The sequence below is a fragment of the Streptomyces sp. AN091965 genome (assembly GCF_022698285.1).
GTDB lineage: Bacteria > Actinomycetota > Actinomycetes > Streptomycetales > Streptomycetaceae > Streptomyces.
This window is the reverse complement of record NZ_JALDMY010000001.1, coordinates 2,231,200-2,251,089: the sequence shown is the minus strand read 5'-3', so window position 1 is coordinate 2,251,089 and position 19,890 is coordinate 2,231,200. Positions and strand designations below refer to the sequence as shown.

18 protein-coding genes, 7 tRNA genes and 1 pseudogene are annotated in these 19,890 nt (G+C 73.7%); 16 read left to right on the top strand and 10 right to left on the bottom strand.

Translation table 11 applies throughout. The features are described from left to right. Positions 1–249 precede the first annotated feature (249 nt). From cobT to MQV74_RS09055, 3 genes are all read left to right on the top strand, one after another. Positions 250–4,626 (top strand): nicotinate-nucleotide--dimethylbenzimidazole phosphoribosyltransferase, encoded by a 4,377-nt coding sequence (gene cobT, locus MQV74_RS09065; RefSeq protein ID WP_242715614.1) that lies wholly within the window; start codon positions 250–252, stop codon positions 4,624–4,626. Positions 4,627–4,784: 158 nt separating this feature from the next. Next, on the top strand, positions 4,785–6,092 hold the full coding sequence (gene cobA / locus MQV74_RS09060) for a uroporphyrinogen-III C-methyltransferase (protein ID WP_242715612.1): 1,308 nt from the start codon (positions 4,785–4,787) through the stop codon (positions 6,090–6,092). 70 nt (positions 6,093–6,162) lie between these two features. After that, entirely contained in the window at positions 6,163–6,990 is an 828-nt protein-coding gene (locus tag MQV74_RS09055; protein WP_242715610.1) for a TrmH family RNA methyltransferase, read from the top strand. A gap of 48 nt (positions 6,991–7,038) precedes the next feature. Here the strand turns inward: MQV74_RS09055 and MQV74_RS09050 are convergent, their stop codons facing one another. Then, complete coding sequence (locus MQV74_RS09050) at positions 7,039–8,364, bottom strand: serine/threonine-protein kinase (protein ID WP_242728553.1); 1,326 nt, start codon at positions 8,362–8,364, stop codon at positions 7,039–7,041. 196 nt (positions 8,365–8,560) lie between these two features. Here MQV74_RS09050 and MQV74_RS09045 point away from each other — a divergent pair, with 196 nt between their 5' ends. From MQV74_RS09045 to MQV74_RS09030, 4 genes are all read left to right on the top strand, one after another. Then, a complete protein-coding gene (locus tag MQV74_RS09045; RefSeq protein ID WP_242715608.1) occupies positions 8,561–8,827 on the top strand; it encodes a hypothetical protein in 267 nt (88 codons plus the stop codon). Between the two features lie 223 nt (positions 8,828–9,050). Further along, entirely contained in the window at positions 9,051–9,254 is a 204-nt protein-coding gene (locus MQV74_RS09040; RefSeq protein WP_242715606.1) for a hypothetical protein, read from the top strand. Between the two features lie 563 nt (positions 9,255–9,817). Next, a complete protein-coding gene (locus MQV74_RS09035) occupies positions 9,818–10,777 on the top strand; it encodes an aminoglycoside phosphotransferase family protein (protein ID WP_374120600.1) in 960 nt (319 codons plus the stop codon). Positions 10,778–10,846: 69 nt separating this feature from the next. After that, positions 10,847–11,149 (top strand): TFIIB-type zinc ribbon-containing protein, encoded by a 303-nt coding sequence (locus MQV74_RS09030; RefSeq protein WP_242715604.1) that lies wholly within the window; start codon positions 10,847–10,849, stop codon positions 11,147–11,149. Between the two features lie 111 nt (positions 11,150–11,260). Here MQV74_RS09030 and MQV74_RS09025 read toward each other — a convergent pair. From MQV74_RS09025 to MQV74_RS09005, 5 genes are all read right to left on the bottom strand, one after another. Then, positions 11,261–11,335: transfer RNA gene (locus MQV74_RS09025), tRNA-Val, on the bottom strand. Positions 11,336–11,378: 43 nt separating this feature from the next. Continuing rightward, positions 11,379–11,450, bottom strand: a tRNA-Val gene (locus tag MQV74_RS09020). Positions 11,451–11,502: 52 nt separating this feature from the next. Then, positions 11,503–11,574, bottom strand: a tRNA-Val gene (locus MQV74_RS09015). A gap of 1 nt (position 11,575) precedes the next feature. Beyond that, positions 11,576–11,649: transfer RNA gene (locus MQV74_RS09010), tRNA-Cys, on the bottom strand. 40 nt (positions 11,650–11,689) lie between these two features. Beyond that, positions 11,690–11,762, bottom strand: a tRNA-Gly gene (locus MQV74_RS09005). A gap of 156 nt (positions 11,763–11,918) precedes the next feature. Here MQV74_RS09005 and MQV74_RS09000 point away from each other — a divergent pair. From MQV74_RS09000 to MQV74_RS08990, 3 genes are all read left to right on the top strand, one after another. Continuing rightward, entirely contained in the window at positions 11,919–12,962 is a 1,044-nt protein-coding gene (locus MQV74_RS09000; RefSeq protein ID WP_242715602.1) for a chorismate-binding protein, read from the top strand. Beyond that, positions 12,959–13,780, top strand: coding sequence for an aminotransferase class IV (locus MQV74_RS08995; protein WP_242715595.1), 822 nt, complete (start codon positions 12,959–12,961; stop codon positions 13,778–13,780). The genes MQV74_RS09000 and MQV74_RS08995 overlap by 4 nt, the downstream gene beginning before the upstream one ends. Positions 13,781–13,843: 63 nt before the next feature. Then, on the top strand, positions 13,844–14,668 hold the full coding sequence (locus MQV74_RS08990; RefSeq protein WP_242715593.1) for a GNAT family N-acetyltransferase: 825 nt from the start codon (positions 13,844–13,846) through the stop codon (positions 14,666–14,668). A 53-nt stretch (positions 14,669–14,721) separates the two neighbouring features. On the opposite strand, the gene MQV74_RS08985 is transcribed toward MQV74_RS08990, so the two are convergent. Beyond that, positions 14,722–15,243: a DsbA family protein gene (locus MQV74_RS08985; RefSeq protein ID WP_172387605.1), complete on the bottom strand. Its 522-nt coding sequence runs from the start codon at positions 15,241–15,243 to the stop codon at positions 14,722–14,724. 174 nt (positions 15,244–15,417) lie between these two features. On the opposite strand from MQV74_RS08985, the gene MQV74_RS08980 reads away from it, so the two are divergent. Both MQV74_RS08980 and MQV74_RS08975 read left to right on the top strand, forming a co-directional pair. Continuing rightward, the gene (locus MQV74_RS08980; protein ID WP_242715591.1) at positions 15,418–15,855 is read left to right on the top strand and encodes a hypothetical protein; all 438 of its coding nucleotides are present in this window, start codon (positions 15,418–15,420) and stop codon (positions 15,853–15,855) included. A 209-nt stretch (positions 15,856–16,064) separates the two neighbouring features. After that, positions 16,065–16,235 (top strand): hypothetical protein, encoded by a 171-nt coding sequence (locus MQV74_RS08975; protein WP_170316395.1) that lies wholly within the window; start codon positions 16,065–16,067, stop codon positions 16,233–16,235. Positions 16,236–16,301: 66 nt separating this feature from the next. Here the strand turns inward: MQV74_RS08975 and MQV74_RS08970 are convergent. Beyond that, positions 16,302–16,874: pseudogene (locus MQV74_RS08970) on the bottom strand (CGNR zinc finger domain-containing protein); the annotation flags it as partial. A 206-nt stretch (positions 16,875–17,080) separates the two neighbouring features. Further along, positions 17,081–17,494, bottom strand: coding sequence for an SsgA family sporulation/cell division regulator (locus tag MQV74_RS08965; protein ID WP_003959770.1), 414 nt, complete (start codon positions 17,492–17,494; stop codon positions 17,081–17,083). A gap of 191 nt (positions 17,495–17,685) precedes the next feature. On the opposite strand from MQV74_RS08965, the gene MQV74_RS08960 reads away from it, so the two are divergent. The 4 genes from MQV74_RS08960 to MQV74_RS08945 all read left to right on the top strand — a co-directional run bounded on the left by MQV74_RS08960 (position 17,686) and on the right by MQV74_RS08945 (position 19,095). Then, complete coding sequence (locus MQV74_RS08960) at positions 17,686–18,132, top strand: TIGR02611 family protein (protein WP_242715589.1); 447 nt, start codon at positions 17,686–17,688, stop codon at positions 18,130–18,132. Positions 18,133–18,228: 96 nt separating this feature from the next. Continuing rightward, positions 18,229–18,300, top strand: a tRNA-Val gene (locus tag MQV74_RS08955). A gap of 179 nt (positions 18,301–18,479) precedes the next feature. Beyond that, complete coding sequence (locus MQV74_RS08950) at positions 18,480–18,950, top strand: SRPBCC family protein (protein ID WP_242715587.1); 471 nt, start codon at positions 18,480–18,482, stop codon at positions 18,948–18,950. A gap of 73 nt (positions 18,951–19,023) precedes the next feature. Beyond that, positions 19,024–19,095: transfer RNA gene (locus MQV74_RS08945), tRNA-Val, on the top strand. A gap of 62 nt (positions 19,096–19,157) precedes the next feature. On the opposite strand, the gene MQV74_RS08940 is transcribed toward MQV74_RS08945, so the two are convergent. Beyond that, positions 19,158–19,883, bottom strand: a complete 726-nt coding sequence (locus MQV74_RS08940) for a 3'-5' exonuclease (RefSeq protein ID WP_242715585.1) — start codon at positions 19,881–19,883, stop codon at positions 19,158–19,160. Between the last annotated feature and the right edge of the window lie 7 nt (positions 19,884–19,890).

Below are 19,890 nucleotides of genomic sequence, written 5' to 3'. Positions count from 1 at the left end.
GTCCGGCGATTCCTTGCTCAATGTCCGGAAAGCTCGCCCGTTTTGGGGGGTGCGTGTGGTACGGCGGGACCGCTGGACGCGCGACGTGGCGCAGTCCACAGCGGACCGTGGCCGATCACGCTGCCGCGGTGGCGGAGCAACCGCGACAATGCCTTGTGGTCCGAACGCGGCGCGTTGCCGCGCGGCTCGCGAGCTCGTTGTGGATGACGGGCGGTCACAGAAGGACTAACCGATGGGCGAGGGGTACGCATGACCGACACCGGCCAGGTCCCGGGCGAGGGGCTGCCGGAGAGCGCAGGCATGGTGGAGCAGTCGGGCGTCCCCGCGCCGGGCCCCTACACCTTCCTCGATCCCTCCGAGCATCCCGCCGAGGACGACGACCTGCTGCTGATGCCGGGTGCCCAGGGCGCGTGGAGCGAGGCGCAGGCCGCGCAGCCGGGCATCGCGCAGCAGCCGCCGACCGGACCGCAGGCCGCCCCGGCGGCGCCCGTGCGGACGGCCGGACCCCAGGGCGTGCCGCAGGGAGTGCCGCAGGGCGGCGCGCCGGGTGTACCCGCCCAGCCGGGCGCGGTGTCGGCGCAGTTCGCGCAGGCGCAGGGCGCCCCCGCGGCGTTCGGCCAGGCGGCCGCGGTCGCGGTGCCGGTCGGGCAGGCCGCGCAGCTCGGAGCGGTCGGCCAGGCCCCGGCGGAGCAGGTACCGGCAGGTCAGGCCCAGGCCGACCAGGCGCAGGTGCCGATGCAGGCAGTTCAGGCAGTCCAGGCGCAGCCCGTCGCGGCCCCGGCCCCCTTCGCCCAGGAGCAGGCCGCGCACCAGCCCGGACCGCACGAGACGGCGGGCCGTGACAGCGGCTCGGTCGACCTGACCGGCGTCCCGCTGCCCTCGGGCCCCGCGCACACCCCGGCCTCGCACCACGGGACCTCCCGCCGCCCGCTGCACCGCGGCCCGGCCGCGCCCGCCGTCCCCGACGGCGCCGCGAGGCCCGTGCTCTCGCTCGCCGACCGAGGCCCCGCGGGCAGCGCCCCGAACGCCGTGCCGGTACGTCGGCCGGGCCCGCCCACCAGCGGTCCCGAGTACCTGGACGTCCCGCGCGAGGACACCGGCGCCCTGCCCGGCCCGCAGCTCGGCGAGATCCCGCCGCAGGGCGCGATGCCCTGGGGCGCGGAGCCCCAGCAGGCCCCGGTCGTACCGCAGCAGAACCCCCAGGGGACGCCTGCAGAAACGGTCGTCCCAGACGTCACCGAGGCCCCGGGGGCCCCCGGCGACCCGGCCGTCCTCGCCGCCCCACCGATCTCGTCAGACCCAATGGCCCCGGCAGCCCCGGTGGCCCTGGTGGTCACGGACGCCTCGGACACCTCGGATGCTTCGGACGTCACTGACACCACGAGTACCCCGAGTGCCACAGACACCCCGAGCGCCGTGGACGCCACAGACACCGCAGACGCCACAGACGCCTCGCACATCACAGAAGCGGTCACCGCCAACGTCACCGACGCCTCAAGCGCTTCCACAGTGACAGAAGCCTCCGACGGCACGGACGCTGCTGTCGTCACAGAAGCCACCCCCGCGACAGAAGCCACCCCCGCACCGGAGAACGCGTCCCTCGCGGACCAGCCGTCCGCCGAGGGCGCCGTCCCGGAGCCGGTCGAGGCATCGGGTGCGGCCGGTGACGCGGTGGCGCCCGAGGGCGCGCAGGAGATGCCGTCGGCGCACGTCGTGGGCCCCGCGCAGATGGAAGGCGCCGAAACCGCCGCCCTCACCTCCGATGCCCCGGACGCTCCCGGCTTCGCGGACGCAGCCGTTCCGCACGCCCCCGGCGCGGACGCGCCGGCGCATTCCGCCGTCCCCGAGCCCACCGTGCCGGAATCCGGCCAGGACGCTACGGACGGCCCGGCCGAGGCCACCGCGACCGCCGCGACCACGGCGGGCACGGACGGCGTCGATGCCCCGGTCGCCGAGGGCGCGCCCGACCCCTCCGAAGCCGTCACCGTCCGGGTCGCGCCGGGCGTCCCGGTGCCGCACGCGCTGCCCGTCGTCGACGACCAGGGCGTCCCGGTGCCGTTCGCCGACCTGGCGTCCCCGGGCCCGTCGGCCGCGCAGCCCGAGGCCGCCGCCGTCACCCCGCAGGCCCCCGACGCCGCCCAGCCGTGGCCCGAGGCCGGCGCGCAGCTGCCCCCGGCCGTCCCCGGCCAGGACGCCCAAGTGCCGCCTCCGCTGGGGCAGTTCGTGCCCGTCGAAGGCTCGGTGCCGACCACTCCGCACCTGGCGCCGACGCCCCCGCGACCGCTCGCCGTGCCTCCGGAGTACTTCGCTCCGCAGCAGCCCGACGGGACGGCCGCGCAGGAGCCGCCTGCCGCGCCCCAGGGGCCCGTACCGGACGCCGCCGCGTCCCCCGCACCCGTACCGGCGGCCCAGCTGCCGGACGCCGAGGAGGCCGTGCCGCAGGAGTGGCCCGTCCCCGAGGCCGCCGCTCCCGAGGCCCTCCCCGTCACCGGGGCGCACGCCGAGCCCGGGGAGCAGCCCGTACCCACCGTGCCCGCACCCCGCGACGGCGACCGGCCCACCGCCGCTCCCGCCGCCACCGCGGCACCCGCACCCGTCGCCGTGGCGGACGGCCAGCTGCCGCCCGCCCAGGAGACGACCGACCCCGACGAGCCGATGCACGCACCTCACCCGGCCGAACCGACCGACCCCGCCGCCCCGGCCGACGAGGCCCCGGCACCCGACCTCGCCGCCCCCACGGGCCCCGAGGAAGCCACCGGTCGCCCCGAGCCCCTGCCGGAGGGCCCCGAAGGCCCCGAGGACCTCGCCGCCCCGGCGGTCCAGGACGAGTCCGACCTCGCCGAGCCCCTCCCGGCCGACTCCGCGGTGCCCGTCGAGCCCGTGACCCCGCTCGACCCGCCCGCCCCGGGCTACGCCGACGCCGAGCGCGAGGCCGTCCTGCGCGTGATGCGCGAGCGCCGCGACATCCGCAACGGCTTCCGCAGCGACCCCATCCCGCACGAGGTGCTGCTCCGCGTCCTGGAGGCGGCCCACACCGCGCCCTCCGTGGGCCACTCCCAGCCCTGGGACTTCGTGGTCATCCGCTCCGCCGAGACCCGCAGAACCATGCACGAACTGGCCCAGCGCCAGCGCGAGGCCTACGCGAAGTCGCTCCCCAAGGGCCGCGCCAAGCAGTTCAAGGAACTGAAGATCGAGGCCATCCTCGACACCCCGGTGAACATCGTCGTCACCGCCGACCCCACCCGCGGCGGCCGCCACACCCTGGGCCGCCACACCCAGCCGCAGATGGCCCCGTACTCCTCCGCGCTCGCGGTGGAGAACCTGTGGCTCGCGGCCCGCGCCGAGGGCCTCGGCGTCGGCTGGGTCAGCTTCTTCGACGAGCGCGAGATGGTCCGCACCCTGGGCCTGCCGGAGCACCTGGAGGTCGTGGCGTACCTCTGCGTCGGTTACGTCGACGAGTTCCCCGAGGAGCCCGAGCTGATGCAGGCGGGCTGGTCGAAGCGCCGCCCGCTGTCGTGGGTCGTCCACGAGGAGACGTACGGCCGCCGCGCGCTGCCCGGCGAGGACCCGCACGACCTGCTCGCCGAGACCGTCGGCAACATCCGCCCGCTGGACGCCAAGGCGCTCGGCGAGGCCTGGGACCGGCAGAAGCGCATGACCAAGCCCGCCGGGGCGCTCGGCATGCTCGAGATCATCTCCGCGCAGCTGTCCGGCCTGTCCCGGATGTGCCCGCCGCCGATCCCGGAGCCCGCCGCCGTCGCGATCTTCGCGGGCGACCACGGAGTGCACGCCCAGGGCGTCACGGCCTGGCCGCAGGAGGTGACCGGGCAGATGGTCGCCAACTTCCTGGGCGGCGGCGCCGTCTGCAACGCCTTCGCCACCCAGGTCGGCGCCGAGGTCTGCGTGATCGACGTCGGTGTGGCCAGCGAGCTCCCGGCCACGCCCGGCCTGCTGCCCCGCAAGATCAGGCCCGGCACGGCCGACATGACCACGGGCCCGGCCCTGACCCGCGACGAGGTCAAGGCCGCTGTCGAGGTCGGCATCGAGACGGCCCGCGACCTGGTCGCGGCGGGCAACAAGGCCCTCCTGACCGGCGAGATGGGCATCGCCAACACCACCGCGTCCGCGGCCCTGATCTCCGTCTACACGGACCTGGACCCCCTTGAGGTCACCGGCCGCGGCACCGGCATCAACGACGAGATGCACGCCCGCAAGGTCGAGGTCGTCCGCCGCGCCCTGGAACTGCACCGGCCGGACCCGGCCGACCCCATCGGCGTCCTCGCGGCCATCGGCGGCCTGGAGCACGCGGCGATGGTCGGCCTGCTCCTCGGCGGCGCCTCCCTGCGCACCCCGGTGATCCTGGACGGCGTCAGCGCGGGCGCTGCCGCCCTGGTGGCCCGCGCCATCGCGCCCGAGGTCCTCGCCGCCTGCATCGCGGGCCACCGCAGCGCCGAGCCCGGCCACGTGGCCGCCCTGAACAAGCTCGGCCTGCGCCCCCTGGTGGATCTGGACCTCCGCCTGGGCGAGGGCACCGGCGCCCTCCTGGCCCTGCCGATCGTGCAGAGCGCGGCACGGGCGATGCACGAGGTGGCCACGTTCGACTCGGCGGGCGTGACGGAGAAGTAGCGCGGCACCGGGCGGGGCGGACGACGGGGAGGCCCGGCGTCCGCCCCGCCCCTGCCCCGCCCCCGCCGTACGCTGAAGCCACCTCTAAAATCCGCACGTCAGGGCCGCTCCAGAGCAGTAGCGCCCACCCTCCTGCCCCGACGAGGAGCCGCACCGCCATGGCCGTACACCCCGCCTACCCCGTAGGCCTCCGCCTCACCGGCCGCCGCGTCGTGGTCCTCGGCGCGGGACAGGTGGCCCAGCGCCGCCTCCCCGCCCTCATCGCGGCGGGCGCCGACGTCCACCTCGTCTCGCCGTCCGCCACCCCGTCGGTGGAGGCGATGGCGACCTCGGGCGAGATCACCTGGCACCGGCGCCGGTACGAGGAGGGCGACCTCACCGGCGCCTGGTACGCCCTGATCTCCACCAGCGACCCCGACGCCAACACCCGGGCCTCGGCCGAGGGGGAGCGCGGCCGCGTCTGGTGCGTCCGCTCCGACGACGCCGACGAGGCCACCGCCTGGACCCCGGCCACCGGCCACAGCGCGGGCGTCACCGTCGCCGTCCTCACCACGGACGCCAAGGAGCGCGACCCCCGCCACACCGCCGCCATCCGCGACGCCGTGGTGGAGGGCCTGCGCGACGGCACCCTCGTGGCCCCGCACCACCGCGCCCGGGCCCGGGCCCTCGGCTCCGCCCCCACCGGCGGGACCCCGCCCACCGGCGCCGTCTCCCTCGTCGGCGGCGGCCCCGGCGACCCGGACCTGATCACGGTCCGCGGCCGCAGGCTCCTGGCCGAGGCGGACGTGGTCATCGCCGACCGCCTGGGCCCGCGCGACCTGCTCGCCGAGCTGCCCCCGCACGTCGAGGTGATCGACGCGGCGAAGATCCCGTACGGCCGCTTCATGGCCCAGGAGGCCATCAACAACGCCCTGATCGAGCACGCCAAGCGGGGCAGGACGGTGGTCCGCCTCAAGGGCGGCGACCCCTACGTCTTCGGCCGCGGCATGGAGGAGCTCCAGGCCCTGGCCGAGGCGGGCATCCCCTGCACGGTGGTCCCCGGCATCTCCAGCTCGATCTCGGTGCCGAGCGCCGCGGGCATCCCGGTCACACACCGCGGTGTGGCCCATGAGTTCACCGTGGTCAGCGGGCACGTGGCCCCCGACGACGAGCGCTCCCTCGTCGACTGGCCCGCCCTGGCCAAGCTGCGCGGCACGCTCGTCATCCTCATGGGCGTCGACAAGATCGGCAAGATCGCCGAGGCACTGACCGCCCACGGCAAGCCCGCCGACACCCCCGTCGCCCTCATCCAGGAGGGCACGACGGCCGCCCAGCGCCGCGTCGACGCCACCCTGGCGACGGTCGCCGACGCGGTACGCACCCACGAGGTGAAGCCCCCGGCGGTCATCGTCGTCGGCGACGTGGTGGCCGTGGCCGCCACCGGAGCGCGCCCCGAGACCCCCCACCACGAGCCCCGGAACCCGTAACCGTAACCATCGGTAACGGAACACCCCCGCAGCCGTTGGCACCACTCCCTGGACAAGGCAGTATCACCCTGTGGCCGATCTCAGCAGCATCGAAACCATCGAGGACCCGGACGACCCGCGCCTGCGCGACTACACCGGCCTGACCGACGTCGAGCTGCGCCGCAGGCGCGAGCCCGCCGAGGGCCTGTTCATCGCCGAGGGCGAGAAGGTGATCCGGCGCGCCAAGCTCGCGGGCTACGAGATGCGGTCGATGCTGCTCTCCGCCAAGTGGGTCGACGTCATGCGCGACGTCATCGACGAGGTGCCCGCCCCGGTCTACGCGGTCAGCCCCGAGCTCGCCGAGCGGGTCACCGGCTACCACGTGCACCGCGGTGCCCTCGCCTCCATGCAGCGCAGGCCGCTGCCCACGGCCGACGAACTCCTGCGGACCCACCGCCGCGTGGTGGTGATGGAGGCCGTGAACGACCACACGAACATCGGCGCGATCTTTCGATCGGCTGCCGCCCTCGGCATGGACGCCGTCCTGCTCTCCCCGGACTGCGCCGACCCCCTGTACCGCCGTTCCGTGAAGGTCTCCATGGGTGCGGTCTTCTCCGTGCCGTACGCCCGTCTGGACTCCTGGCCCAAGGGCCTGGAAGGGGTGTGCGCAGCGGGCTACGACCTGCTCGCCCTGACCCCCGACGAGAAGGCCAAGACCCTCGACGAGGTCGCCCCCCACCGCATGGAGCGCGTGGCGCTGATGCTCGGCGCCGAGGGTGAAGGCCTGTCCCGGCAGGCCCTGGTCGCCGCCGACGAATGGGTGCGCATCCCGATGGCGCACGGCGTCGACTCCCTGAACGTGGGCGCGGCGGCCGCGGTGGCCTTCTACGCCGTGGCGACGGGCCGCCCCGCGCCCTGACCCCTCAGCGGTCCTGCGGATCTGAGCCGGGGCCCGCGGCCCCGGCGGTCACGAACCGCTGTCGTGCGGCTGGCGCACGTCGCTGACGCCCGGCCCCTGGCGGACGTCGTCGAGCCCCCGCGCGGGCCCCTGGCACCCCTGCGCGGCCGCGATCCCCAGGGCCACGAGCAGCGTCACCACCACGAACACGAAGAGCCGCTGCCGCAGCAGCCGGGGGTTGGCGGGCCGCAGCCGCGTACCGGTGGTGCGCGGCCCCTGCCGTCCGGTGCCGCTGCGCGGTCCCGGCCTGCTGCCGGTGGAGCCCCGGGTGTCGCGCGGCGCCGAGGGCCGCGAGCCGCCGGTCCGCGAACCACCGGTCTTCGAGCCGCCCGTACGCGGACCACCGTCGCGGAAGCCCCCCGTCCGGGACGGGCCGGTGCGCGGCGGGGGAGTGCCCGGGGCCGCGCGGCGCTGCGTGCGCTGATCGGCGTACTCGGCGGCGAGGCGGCCCGTCGGGCGCTCGTGCTGCTCCTGGCGCGGCGCGGGCGGCCGCACGTCGCTGAGGCCCTGCGCCTCGCGGGCCGCGATCTCCTTGAGCCGCAGCGACAGTTGGAGCGTGCTGGGACGTTCCTCCGGGTCCTTGGCGAGACAGGCCCTGAGCAGCGGCGCGAGCGCGTCCGGCACACCGCGCAGCTGGGCCTCCTCGTGGACGACCCGGTAGAGCATGACCTCGGAACTGCCGTGTCCGAAGGGCGAGTCCGCCATCGACGCGTACGCGAGGGTCGCCCCGAGCGCGAAGACGTCCGTGGCGGGCGTGACCGCGGCGCCGCGCACCTGCTCGGGCGCCAGGAAGCCGGGCGAGCCGACGGCCGTGCCGACGTGCGTCAGGGTCGAGGCGCCGGTGGCCCAGGCGATCCCGAAGTCGATGATCCGCGGCCCCTTCGGGGACAGCAGGATGTTCGACGGCTTGAGGTCGCGGTGCACCACACCGGCCTCGTGCACGGCGACGAGCCCCTCGGAGAGCGCGGAGCCGACGACGGCGACCTCGGCGGCGGACAGCGGCCCTTCGGCGGCGACCTTGTCGTGCAGCGAGGGACCGGGCACGTACTGCGTGGCGAACCAGGGCCGGTCGGCCTCCAGATCGGCGGCGACGAGCCGGGCGGTGCACCCGCCGCGGATGCGCCGGGCGGCCGAGACCTCCCGCGCGAAGCGCGAACGGAACTCCTGGTCCTCGGCCAGATCGGGCCGGATCACCTTCAGTGCCACACGCTGCCCGCGACGGTCGGAGCCCAGATAGACGACACCCATCCCGCCGGCGCCCAGCCGCCTGTGCAGCCTGAACGAGCCGACGACACGCGGGTCCTCGCGCCTCAGGCGCATCATCGCCATGTTCATCCCCGCTGCCCGGTCCGTCTGACGAGCCACAGCTTACGTTTCCACGGCCCGGGCCGTGCAGAGGCCGCGCCCTCACGGGCCGATCGATTGTCAGTGCCCGGTGCGAAACTTGAAAAGTGGTCAGGTGGCGCGCGCCCAGGGCTCATCGCCGCCACCCGCACCCCCAACCACCCACCGTCGAAGGGGGATTGATCCCGTGAAGGGTGATCGCGTGGAGATAGTCGTGGACGCCGGGGACACGACGCGTACGTACGAAGTGGTGGCGAGCAGGGCGGGCCGCCGTGTGGAGACCGCCGTCCGCAGGGGAGTGGTCGAAGTGAGCGAAGTCACCCGCAGCGGCTCCGTCGTGCGCACCGCGCGGTTCATGGCGACCCGCGTCCTGGCCCTGGTCGAGCAGCCCGTCCCGAGAGAGGACAGCTCCGAGCGAATCGGGCGTCCCCTCAGGGAAGACCCTGAGTCCTAGGAAGGACCTAGGTCTCCATCTCCACCCACGGGAGTACTTGTGTGACGAGCGGTCATCCTCCGGGAGGCCCGCCAATCGGTACGAGGGCATGACGTGCGCCGCGCCCCACACGCCTAAATTTGAGGTCAAGCGGCGGGTGCAGCACTCGTCCCCCGAGGTCAGACACCCGCCGCTGCCCATGAACCTTCACGCACAACAACAAAGTCAGGAAGGGAGAGCGGCCATGGCGGACACCGCGCCGCGGACCATGATCCGCACACAGGGACGCAGGCTCTCCACCCTGGGCGTCCGGCCGTCCGGAACGCGCCACCCGCTGGTGGCCACGCTCATGGTCCTCCCCCTGGCAGCGCTGCTGATCGTCGCCTTCGGCGGCTGGGAGGCAGTGCTCACACAAGCGTCGTCCGTGGGCGAGATGCTGGGGCGCTGAGCGGCGCCCCAGGCCCGGAAGAGCGGTCCGGGCGGGGACATCCGGCCATGAAACCCCGTGGGGACGGGGGTGCGGCGGACGGCACACAGCCCGCGCAGCTGGGGAGCTGCGCGGGCTGTTCTTTTCTCCCCGTCCCGTTCACCACGGCCCTTCTCCCCGGCCTTGTTCCCGGACCTGTTCTCCCTGGCCTTCCTCTCCGGCCCGTTCACCACGGCCCTTGTTCCCCGGTCTGTTCACCGCGGCTTTCTTCCTCGGCCTGTTCTCCCCGGCCTGCTTCTTCGGCTGGTTCACCCCGGCCTTCCTCCCCGGCCTGTTCTCCTCGGTCTGCTCGCCGCGGGCCTTCTCGCTCCGGCCCACGGGCCACGGGTGCCTTCGCCGCCCAGCGCACGCGTGCCTTGTCTGCCCGGCGCACGAGGTCTCCCCCCCCCGGCCGTACGAGCCGCAGAGCGGGCTCCCCGGGCAGCAGCCCCTGGCCAGGGCGAGAGGGCGGGGCGGGACCGGGGCGCCCCCGCGAGGCCCGACCCCGTACGCTCGCGGCACACCCGCACCCTCCCAGGACCTCCGTGACCCTCCTCCCCGCCCTGGCCGGCCACGCCGAGCGACGGGCCCACGCCCCCGCTCCCGCCCGGCACGCCTGTCCCTGTGCCCCGCCCGCCGCCGTCCTGGCCGACCGCCCCGACGCCACCGTCGTCCGGCACGCCTGCGTCGTGGCCAAGGCCCACGCCCCCGGCACCCCCGAGCGCCCCCTGGCCGCCCGCCTGGCCGCCGCGGCCCACCCCGCCCTCGCGGACACCCTGCTCGCTCCGCTGGACCCGCGACCCGCGCTCCTGCGGGGCCGCCTGGTCACGCTCTGGCCGTACGGCACGCCCGTCGACCGGGACGACCCGGACGCCGCCCCCTGGGAGGCGGTCGCCGCCCTCCTGGCCCGGCTGCACCGCACCCCGCCCGCCCGGTTGCCGTCCGGCATGCCGCGCATGCGGGGCCCGGAGAAGGCGGCCCGGGCCGTCGCCCGCCTGCGCGCGGCCACCGCACGGGCCCCGCACCCCGACGCCCCCGCCGTCGAGAGCGCCTGGGCGGCCCTGCCCCCATGGGCCCGGGCCGAGGCCCCGCCGCCGGGCCCGCCGTCGCTGTGCCACGGCGATCTGCACCTGGGCCAGCTCGTCCGCGCGCCCGACGGCCACTGGCTGCTGATCGACATCGACGACCTGGGCCTCGGCGACCCCGCCTGGGACCTGGCGCGCCCGGCTGCCTGGTACGCCTGCGACCTGCTCGGCGCGGGGGAGTGGAGGAGGTTCCTGGACGCCTACCGCGCGGCGGGCGGCCCGGCCGTCCCCGCCGGCGGCGACCCGTGGCCCGTGCTCGACGTCCCGGCCCGCGCGCTGACCGTGCAGACGGCCGCGCTCGCGATCACCAAGGCGAGGGCGGAGGGCCGTGACCTGGACGAGGTGGAGCGGGACGTCGTCGACGCCTGCCACCGGATGGCCGCCCTCCCTCCCGATCCGGCGCCGATCGGCCCGAAGTAGGGTGCAACGCACCGAAGCCGGGCAGACATCCGGCGAACCTGTCACGACCGGCTAGGAGTTGAGCCGCCCATGCACTGTCCCAAGTGCCACGCAGCGATGCACACGTACAACCGCAACGGCGTTCAGATCGAGCAGTGCAGCGGCTGCCGCGGGATATTCCTCGACTACGGAGAGCTGGAGGCCCTGACGCGTCTTGAGGGTCAGTGGAGCGGCCACCAGGCCCCGCCCGTGCCGCCCGGCGCGCCCCAGGGCTACCCGGCCGCGCCCGCCCCCGCCTGGGGCGCCCCGCACCACGGCGGTCACCACGAGCACCACGGCCACCACGGCCACAAGCGGCACAAGAGCTTCGGCCACATGCTGTTCTCGTCCTGACCCCCGGTCTCGCCCGGCGCGGCCCCCGCCGGGCGAGAGCGCGGACGCCCGCCCGGCGGCGCACGCACGACGAAGCCCCCGGCCGAGGAACGGCCAGGGGCTTCGTGGAGGTGGTGCGCGATACTGGGATTGAACCAGTGACCTCTTCCGTGTCAGGGAAGCGCTCTCCCGCTGAGCTAATCGCGCGGGACCATCAGCGAGTGTATACCCGCAGGTGGTAGGTGCTGCGTGCGCGATACTGGGATTGAACCAGTGACCTCTTCCGTGTCAGGGAAGCGCTCTCCCGCTGAGCTAATCGCGCGGGGAAACCTCGGTGATCGAAGACCCGAGGGCCTCATGATCAGAGATTCCAGTGGACGATACTGGGATTGAACCAGTGACCTCTTCCGTGTCAGGGAAGCGCTCTCCCGCTGAGCTAATCGTCCTTGGAGGTGGAGACGGGATTTGAACCCGTGTAGACGGCTTTGCAGGCCGTTGCCTCGCCTCTCGGCCACTCCACCAGGAGTACGGGGTTTCGGGAAGATCCCCCGTGTTCCTGCGAGCGGACGACCAGGTTCGAACTGGCGACCTCAACCTTGGCAAGGTTGCGCTCTACCAACTGAGCTACGTCCGCTTGTCTTTCCCGGTCCGCTTGCGCGTCCCGGCGACGTGTTGAACTCTAGCGGATTCCCGGGCCAGTACAAAAACGCGTTTGCGCAGCGTGCTGCGCTGCCGCCCTGGTCACCCGCGTCCGGGGCGCCACAGAGGCGCCGGTCATAGACTCGCAGCCGTGCACGACCTGTCTCCCCTGGCCCGCTTCGGCGGCCTTGTCGCGACCGATCTCCGCGACGTGACCAGCGACCCTTCCGCCCTGGACAGCAGTGGCTTCTGGGCCGTCTGCGCGGACTTCGAGGGCCGTCTGGTGTGCGCCCGCTTCGGGCGGGTGCGCGAGGAGCCGGTGCCCGCCCCGGTGCCCGGCGCCTGGCACGGCCCGGCCGCCGGTGACTGGACGTCCTCCCTCGACCGCGCCGCGTATACGGACGGCGTACGCCGGATCCGCGCGCACATCGCGGCCGGGGACGTCTACCAGGCGAACCTCTGCCGCGTGCTGTCCGCGCCCGTCCCGGACGACGCGGACATCGACGCGCTGACCGCCCTCCTCGCGCGCGGGAACCCCGCTCCGTACGCCGGAACGATTCGGCTGCCCGGACACGGCGTGGAGGTCGCCACCGCCTCGCCCGAGCTGTTCCTGCGCCGCACGGGCGGCGCCGTCGAGTCGGGTCCGATCAAGGGCACCGGACGGACCGAGGCGGACCTCCTGGACAAGGACTACGCCGAGAACGTGATGATCGTCGACCTCGTCCGCAACGACCTCGGACGGGTCTGCGGCACCGGCACCGTGACCGTGCCCGAGCTGTGCGTCGTCGAGAAGCACCCGGGCCTGGTCCACCTCGTCTCCACCGTCCGAGGCGAACTGCGCCCCGGGGCGGGCTGGCCGGAGCTCCTGGACGCGGCCTTCCCGCCCGGCTCCGTCACCGGCGCCCCCAAGTCCAGCGCCCTGCGGATCATCGACGCCCTGGAGACGGCGCCCCGCGGCCCCTACTGCGGCGGCGTCGGCTGGGTCGACGCCGACCGGGGCACCGGCGAGCTCGCCGTCGGCATCCGCACCTTCTGGATCGACCGCGCCGACGGTGCCCTGCGCTTCGGCACGGGCGCCGGCATCACCTGGGGCTCCGACCCCGAGGGGGAGTGGCGCGAGACCGAGCTCAAGGCCGAGCGGCTGCTGGCGGTAGCGTCGGGAACGTACGAACCAACGGGAGGGACCCCTTCGTGAAGATATGGCTCAACGGCGGCCTGCACGATCTCGAAACCGCGCGCGTCTCCGTCCTCGACCACGGCCTGACCGTCGGCGACGGCATCTTCGAGACGGTGAAGGCGGTCGCCGGACGGCCCTTCGCGCTCACCCGCCACCTCGACCGGCTCGCCCGCTCGGCGCGCGGCCTCGGCCTGCCCGAGCCGGACCTGGACGAGGTCCGCCGGGCCTGCGCCGCCGTCCTGGACGCCAACCCCATGGACCTCGGCCGCCTGCGCATCACCTACACCGGCGGACTCTCCCCGCTCGGCTCCGACCGCGGCGACCACGGCCCGACCCTCGTCGTCGCCCTCGGCGAGACCGGGCGCAGGCCCGACTCCACCGCCGTGATCACGGTCCCGTGGACCCGCAACGAACGCGGTGCCCTGACCGGCCTGAAGACCACCTCGTACGCGGAGAACGTGCTCGCGCTCGCCCGTGCCACCGAACAGGGCGCGAGCGAGGCACTGTTCGCGAACACCGTGGGGCGGCTGTGCGAGGGCACGGGGTCCAACGTCTTCGTCGTGCTCGACGGCGAGATCCACACCCCGCCGGTGGCCTCCGGCTGCCTCGCGGGCATCACGCGCGCGCTGGCCGTCGAGTGGACCGGCGCGCGGGAGACCGACCTGCCGTTCGACGTCCTGGACCGGGCCGAGGAGGTCTTCCTCACCTCCACGTTGCGCGACGTGCAGGCCGTCCACCGCGTCGACGGCCGTGACCTGCCCGGCGCCCCCGGCCCGGTGACCGCCAAGGCCATGCGGGTCTTCGACGAGCGCGCCGCCGACGACCTGGACCCGTAGGGGAACCGGCCCGGCCGTGAAAAACAGATGACGCGGGGGCGTGGGGCGGGTACAACTCCCGTGATGACCACGACTCTGCGGCCGGCCGGGCCGCTCCAGCAGAGCACTGACGGCACGAGGTCACGCACGTACGACGTGTGCGTGAACAGCCGCCCCGTCGGCCGGATCCAGCTGGCCACGCACCCCGTCTTCGGCCCGCGCGTCGCCGAGATCGTGGACCTGCGGATCGACGAGCGGGACCGCCGCCGCGGCCGCGGCACGGTCGCGGCTCTCGCGGCCGAGGAGGTGGCGCGCGGCTGGGGCTGCGCCCGCATCGAGCTCAAGGTGCGCGGGGACGCCCCGGGCGCGCTGGACCTCGCCACCGCGCTCGGCTACGTGGAGCGCAACCGCAACATGTCCAAGCCGCTGTCCCCGACGCCGCCCGTCCTGCCCGACGGGGTGCGGGCCAGGCCCATGACGGACGCGGAGTTCCTGGACTGGACGGCGCACGCGACGGAGGCCTACGCCCACGACTGGATCGAGCGCGGCGTCCCCGAGGCCGAGGCCCGCGACAAGGTGGCGCGGGACCAGGCGCGCCTCCTGCCCGACGGCCTGGCGACGCCCGGCGCCCGGCTGAGCGTCCTGACCGAGGCGGACACGACGGTGGGCACGCTGTGGATCGCCGACCGCGACGGCGTGACCTTCGTGTACGACGTCGAGGTCCGCGAGGAGCACCGCGGCCGCGGCCACGGCCGGTCGCTCATGCTCCTCGCCGAAGGGCAGTGCCTGGAGGCGGGCAGGACCCGGATCGGCCTGAACGTGTTCGCGGGCAACACCCCGGCACTGCGCCTGTACGAGTCGCTCGGCTACGAACCGGACGCGTACTTCCTGTACAAGCCGCTGCTCTGACCCCTGCGGGCGGGCGCTCCGGCCGCCGTGCCCGCCCCGGCGGCCGACCGGTGTCAGCCCTGGGCGAGCAGCCGGTCGGTGATCTCCTCGACGCGCTCGCGCAGGCCGTCCTGGCTCTTGCCGCCGTCCAGGCGCTCACCGCCCACCACGTACGTCGGCGTCCCGGTGACCCCGATGGCCTTGCCCTCGGCCTGGTCGGCGTCGACGATCAGGATGTGCCGTCCGTCGACCAGGGCAGTGTCGAACTCCTCAGCGTCCAGGCCGAGTTCCCGCGCCACCTCCACCAGGAAGGGTTCTCCCTTACGGTCCAGGTCCTCGACCCGGGCCAGGACCGCCTCGACGTACTCCCAGCCCTTGCCCTGCTCCACGGCCTCCTCGGCGGCCTGCGCGGCGGCGAAGGAGTGCCGGTGCTTCTCCAGCGGGAAGTGGCGCAGACGCAGCTCGGCGCGGTCGCCGTAGCGCTCCCGCAGGGCACGCACGTCGTCCAGGGCGGTGCGGCAGTCGGGGCACTGCAGCTCGCACCAGACCTCGATGACGACGGGGCTGGCGGGGCCGGTGGGGGAAGAGTCGTTCATGCGCACAGTCTCCCAGGCGACCGCCCGCCGACCGGCACCTGGGGAGGAGGGCCGACCCGGATATCTCCCTGATGTCCTCGTACGACATGGCTACGAGCCCCCGGCCAGGTGCAGGATGGAAGGGACAAGCGTGACCGCGCGACCGCACCACACCCGCACGCCTGGAGGACCGGGATGATTGCCGAGACCATCTGCTCCGCCGTAGCCGCGGCCGGCCTCGGCATAGCCGCCGTCACCGCGTACCGCAAGCGTTTCCTTGCCGCGGCCCGCCTCGCCGCCTACGCCCTGGTCCCCCTCGGCCTGGTCATGACGGGCGCCGTCGAATGGGCGGCCGAGACCGCCTTCAGCCCGGTCGCCTGGGCGGGCTTCGGCGTCCTCGGCACGGCCTGGCTGCTCTTCATGGGCACGCGCTCGGCGGAGCGCCGCTCCGGAGGCACCCGCAAGGAGCGCAAGGCGGCGGCCAAGGCAGCCCAGCGCGACGCGGTCGCCCCCGCGGCCTCCGCGCCCTCCCTCGGCGCGGGCGCGAGGCCCGCGGCCAAGCCGAAGAAGGCGGCGGCCCCCGCGGAGGACTTCAGCGACATCGAGGCCATCCTCAAGAAGCACGGCATATGAGCCGAAGCCACCGGACAGACGGCCGCTGAGCCGGGCGGACCGCCCGCCGGGCGTCACCCTGGGGGGTCGCCGGTTCGAGCGTATCCACGGACACCGCTCGCAGGTACGGCGCGCCGGTCCCACCAAGGTCACGGAATGCGGCGAACTGCCGCTGTGATCGTGCGTGTTGGTCAGCACCGGTGTGCGCGCTGCGCCATCATCACGGCGAGATGCTGGACACCACCACACAGAGCGAACCCGCCCCGCCCGACGGGCACGGAACCGCCGACGAGCCGCGAGGCTGCCTCTTCGCCCTCTCCCAGCCCCCGCTGATGATCTTCCTGGCGGTGATCGGCTGCCTACTGCTCATGGCCTCACTGCACGACCTGTTCCTGCTGTAGTTCCCGTCCCAGAGGCTCCTGCTCCCGGTGTTCGCGCTCCCTCTCGTCCGGTGCGCCCTGCTCCTGGCCCGCCGCCTCCCGGCGCCGGGCCCGGTAGGCGGCGACGTGCAGACGGTTGCCGCAGGTGCGGCTGTCGCAGTAGCGGCGCGAGCGGTTCCGGGACAGGTCGATGAAGGCGCGGCGGCAGTCCGGCGCCTCGCAGCGCCGCAGCCGCTCCTGCTCGCCCGCGACGACGAAGAAGGCGAGGGCCATCCCGCAGTCCGCGGCCAAGTGATCGGCGACCGAGGCGCCCGGGGCGAAGTAGTGCACGTGCCAGTCGTAGCCGTCGTGATCGGTCAGCCGCGGCGTCGTGCCCGCGGCGGCCACCAGCTCGTTCAGGAGGGACGCCGCGAGGTGCGCCTCGGCGGCCGCGAAGACCTCGGCGAAGCGGCTGCGGATGCGGTGCACGGCCGCCAGGTCCCGCTCGGTGAGCGCCCCGACGTCACTGATGGAGTGGTTGCGCACGAACGCGCGCAGGGCCGCGACGTCCGCCAGTCCCTCGGCGTTGCCACCGCCCTCGTCGTCCGGGTCGTCCGGCGCGGAGTTCACCAGATCGACCACGGCGTCGAGCGCGCACCTGGTGTCATGGGTGATCAGCACGATTCGCTCCCTGGCCTGATGAGGGTCGGGCGGGCGCCCGCCTGATGCTGGCCGATGCTAGCGGCTCACGCCGTACGCGCCACGGCGCCGGAGCCGCGGAGTGCCGCGGCACCGGCGCCGGTGTCTGCTGTGCCTGCTATGTCGTTGTCGTACCCACGCCGTCTCCCCGAGTCGGACGGCGCTGGGCGGCTCCCGGACGGGCCGGACTAGCTTTCGGCCAAAATGTGCGAGAGCTCCGTGTCGAGATCGAAGTGACGATGTTCGGTGCCGGGCGGCACGGCCGCGTCGGTCCGCTTCAGGAACGATTCCAGGGCCCGCGCCGGGGCTTCGAGCAGGGCCTCACCCTCGGGGGAGCTCAGGGCGATGCAGACGACGCCCTGACCATGGCTGCGGGACGGCCAGACACGGACGTCGCCGGTGCCGGTGGGCCGGTGCAGGCCCTCGGCGAGGAGGTCGCGGGCGAACACCCACTCGACGGTCTCCTCGGCTCCGGTGTGGAAGGTGGCGTGCACGGCATAGGGATCGGCCGTGTCATACCGCAGTCCTGCGGGTACAGGCAGTGAGGACTCGCTCGACACAACGAGGCGCAGGTGCAGCTCGCAGCTGACCGTGGTGTTCATAAGCGCCAAGGCCTTTCGCTCAGTGTGCGCTCGGGGATTCGCACGTCGGCGAAATCGACATGCCACCTACGGTGCCGTTGTAAACCCCTCTGCGAGTTTTGGGTGTCTTTAGGTGGCTCGTATGGCGGCCTGTCCGATTGGTTCGTACGGCCATTCCGGTGACGGGTTTCCGTCCGGTAGGGTTTGGCGGCATGAATACGGGGAGTAACGAGCCGCCGGTGGCCCAGGCGGCCGAGGGCGCGGCGGGCACGACCAAGCCCGAGAAGCCCTTCGGGTCGCGGGCGCCCGAGTTCGTCAAGGCGCGCCGCGCACTGCACCTGAGCTGGCAGGTCGGCGTCTTCATCGTCGGGCTCGCGGTCGTGGTCGTGGGCATCATCATGCTGCCGCTGCCAGGACCCGGCTGGGTGGTGATCTTCTGCGGCATGGCGATCTGGGCGACCGAGTTCGTCTGGGCGCAGCTGGTGCTCCGCTGGACGAAACGGAAGGTCACCGAGGCGGCACAGCGCGCACTCGACCCCAAGGTGCGCCGCCGCAACATCATCCTCACGGTGATCGGCCTGGTGATCATCGGAGCCCTCGCCGGGGTCTACCTCTGGAAGTACGGCCTCGAGATGCCCTGGAAGATCAACGATCAGTGAGCGGCGCCCCGGCGGGCCGCGCGAGCCCGCCGGGGACGTGCTCGGTCAGCTGGTCACAGGCACCCTCTGGCATGGGGTAATGTTCTCTCTGCGCCCGGGCGATTAGCTCAGTGGGAGAGCGCTTCGTTCACACCGAAGAGGTCACTGGTTCGAACCCAGTATCGCCCACCCGGGATTGTGGCCCGGAGGCTGGAAACAGCCTCCGGGCCACTGTCGTATTTGACGCCCTTTCATGAAATTCGCGGACCGCCCCGAGCCGTCCGGAATAACTGCTTCCTATTTCTTCGAGTTGACGCCCCGTCGGAAACCGGTGCACGGATCGCGGCCCCGGCGGCAGACTTGAAGCCATGGACTGGTGCCATTACCGCTTCCGCAGCGTATGGAATCTGCGCGCCGAGCCCGCCGTCGTCTATGCCGCGCTCGAACGCGTCCAGGACTACCCCGCCTGGTGGCCCCAGGTCCGCGAGGTCACTCCCCTCGACGACCACAGCGGCACCGCGCGCTTCCGCTCGCTCCTGCCCTACGACCTGGTGATCACCGCCCGCGAGCGGAGCCGTGACCCCGAGCGCGGCGTCCTCGCCATCACCATGACCGGCGACCTCGACGGCTGGGCCCGCTGGACCCTGACCTCCGCGCCCGACGGCGGCACCCGCGCGCGCTACGACCAGGAAGTCGACGTACGCAAACCCCTGCTGCGCCGCCTCGCCGTGCCCGGCAGGCCGCTCCTCCTGCTCAACCACGCCCTGATGATGCGCGCCGGAAGCCGCGGCCTCGCCGCCCGCCTCGACCGGGAAGGGCCGCACCCGGCACGCCCCTGAGGGGCCCCGGTCGACGAAGAGACAGGCGGTTTGAAGGATCGGCGCCCGGACCTGTATTGTTCAGTGCGTTCCCGGGCGATTAGCTCAGTGGGAGAGCGCTTCGTTCACACCGAAGAGGTCACTGGTTCGAACCCAGTATCGCCCACCCGGAGAATGCCGGTCCGTCACAGACGGACCGGCTTTTTCATGCCCCGGGCCCGTCAGGCCTCAAGCGGCCGCGGGCAGTTCGGGCCGCAGCGGCCACGCCGGGTCCACCGTCTCCGCCGACCCGCTGCGCGCGAACCACGTCTGCAGCCCGCGCGCCTGCGCCGCGTGCCACACCGCCTGCAACGTATGCAGCTCGGCGGGGGACAGCCGGTCCAGGCGCGCCGAGAAACGACGGCCCAGGGCGCGGACGAGGTCCATCGCCGCCTGCGCGTCGGCCGCCGCGTCATGGGCGCCGCTCAGCTCCACCCCATAGAGCTCGCACAGGTCCGACAGGGTGCGCCGACCCTTGCGGTACCGGTCCAGATGCCGGTCCAGGACCCGCGGATCGAGCACGCACAGCGGCGAGCCGCCCACATAGCGCGAGAGCGACGAGGCGCGGTGCCTGCGCAACTCCCGGTCCAGGAGCGTCAGATCGAACGGCGCGTTCATCACCACCAGCGGCCGCCCCGCCGCTCCCTGCTCGGCCAGTTCCCTGCCCATCTCCTCCATCACCGGCGCCGGCCAGCGGCCGTTGCGCTCCAGATGGTCCTGGGTCAGGCCGTGCACCGCCGTCGCCGCCGCCGGCACGGGCACCCCCGGATTCACCAGCCAGCGTGTCACTCGCGGGCGGGCCCCCGCGCCGTTCTGCACGACGACGGCGGCCGACACTATTCGGTCGGTCTCCACGTCGACACCCGTCGTCTCCGTGTCGAATGCGGCCAAGGGCCCCTCGTACCAGCACGTCATCCCGACG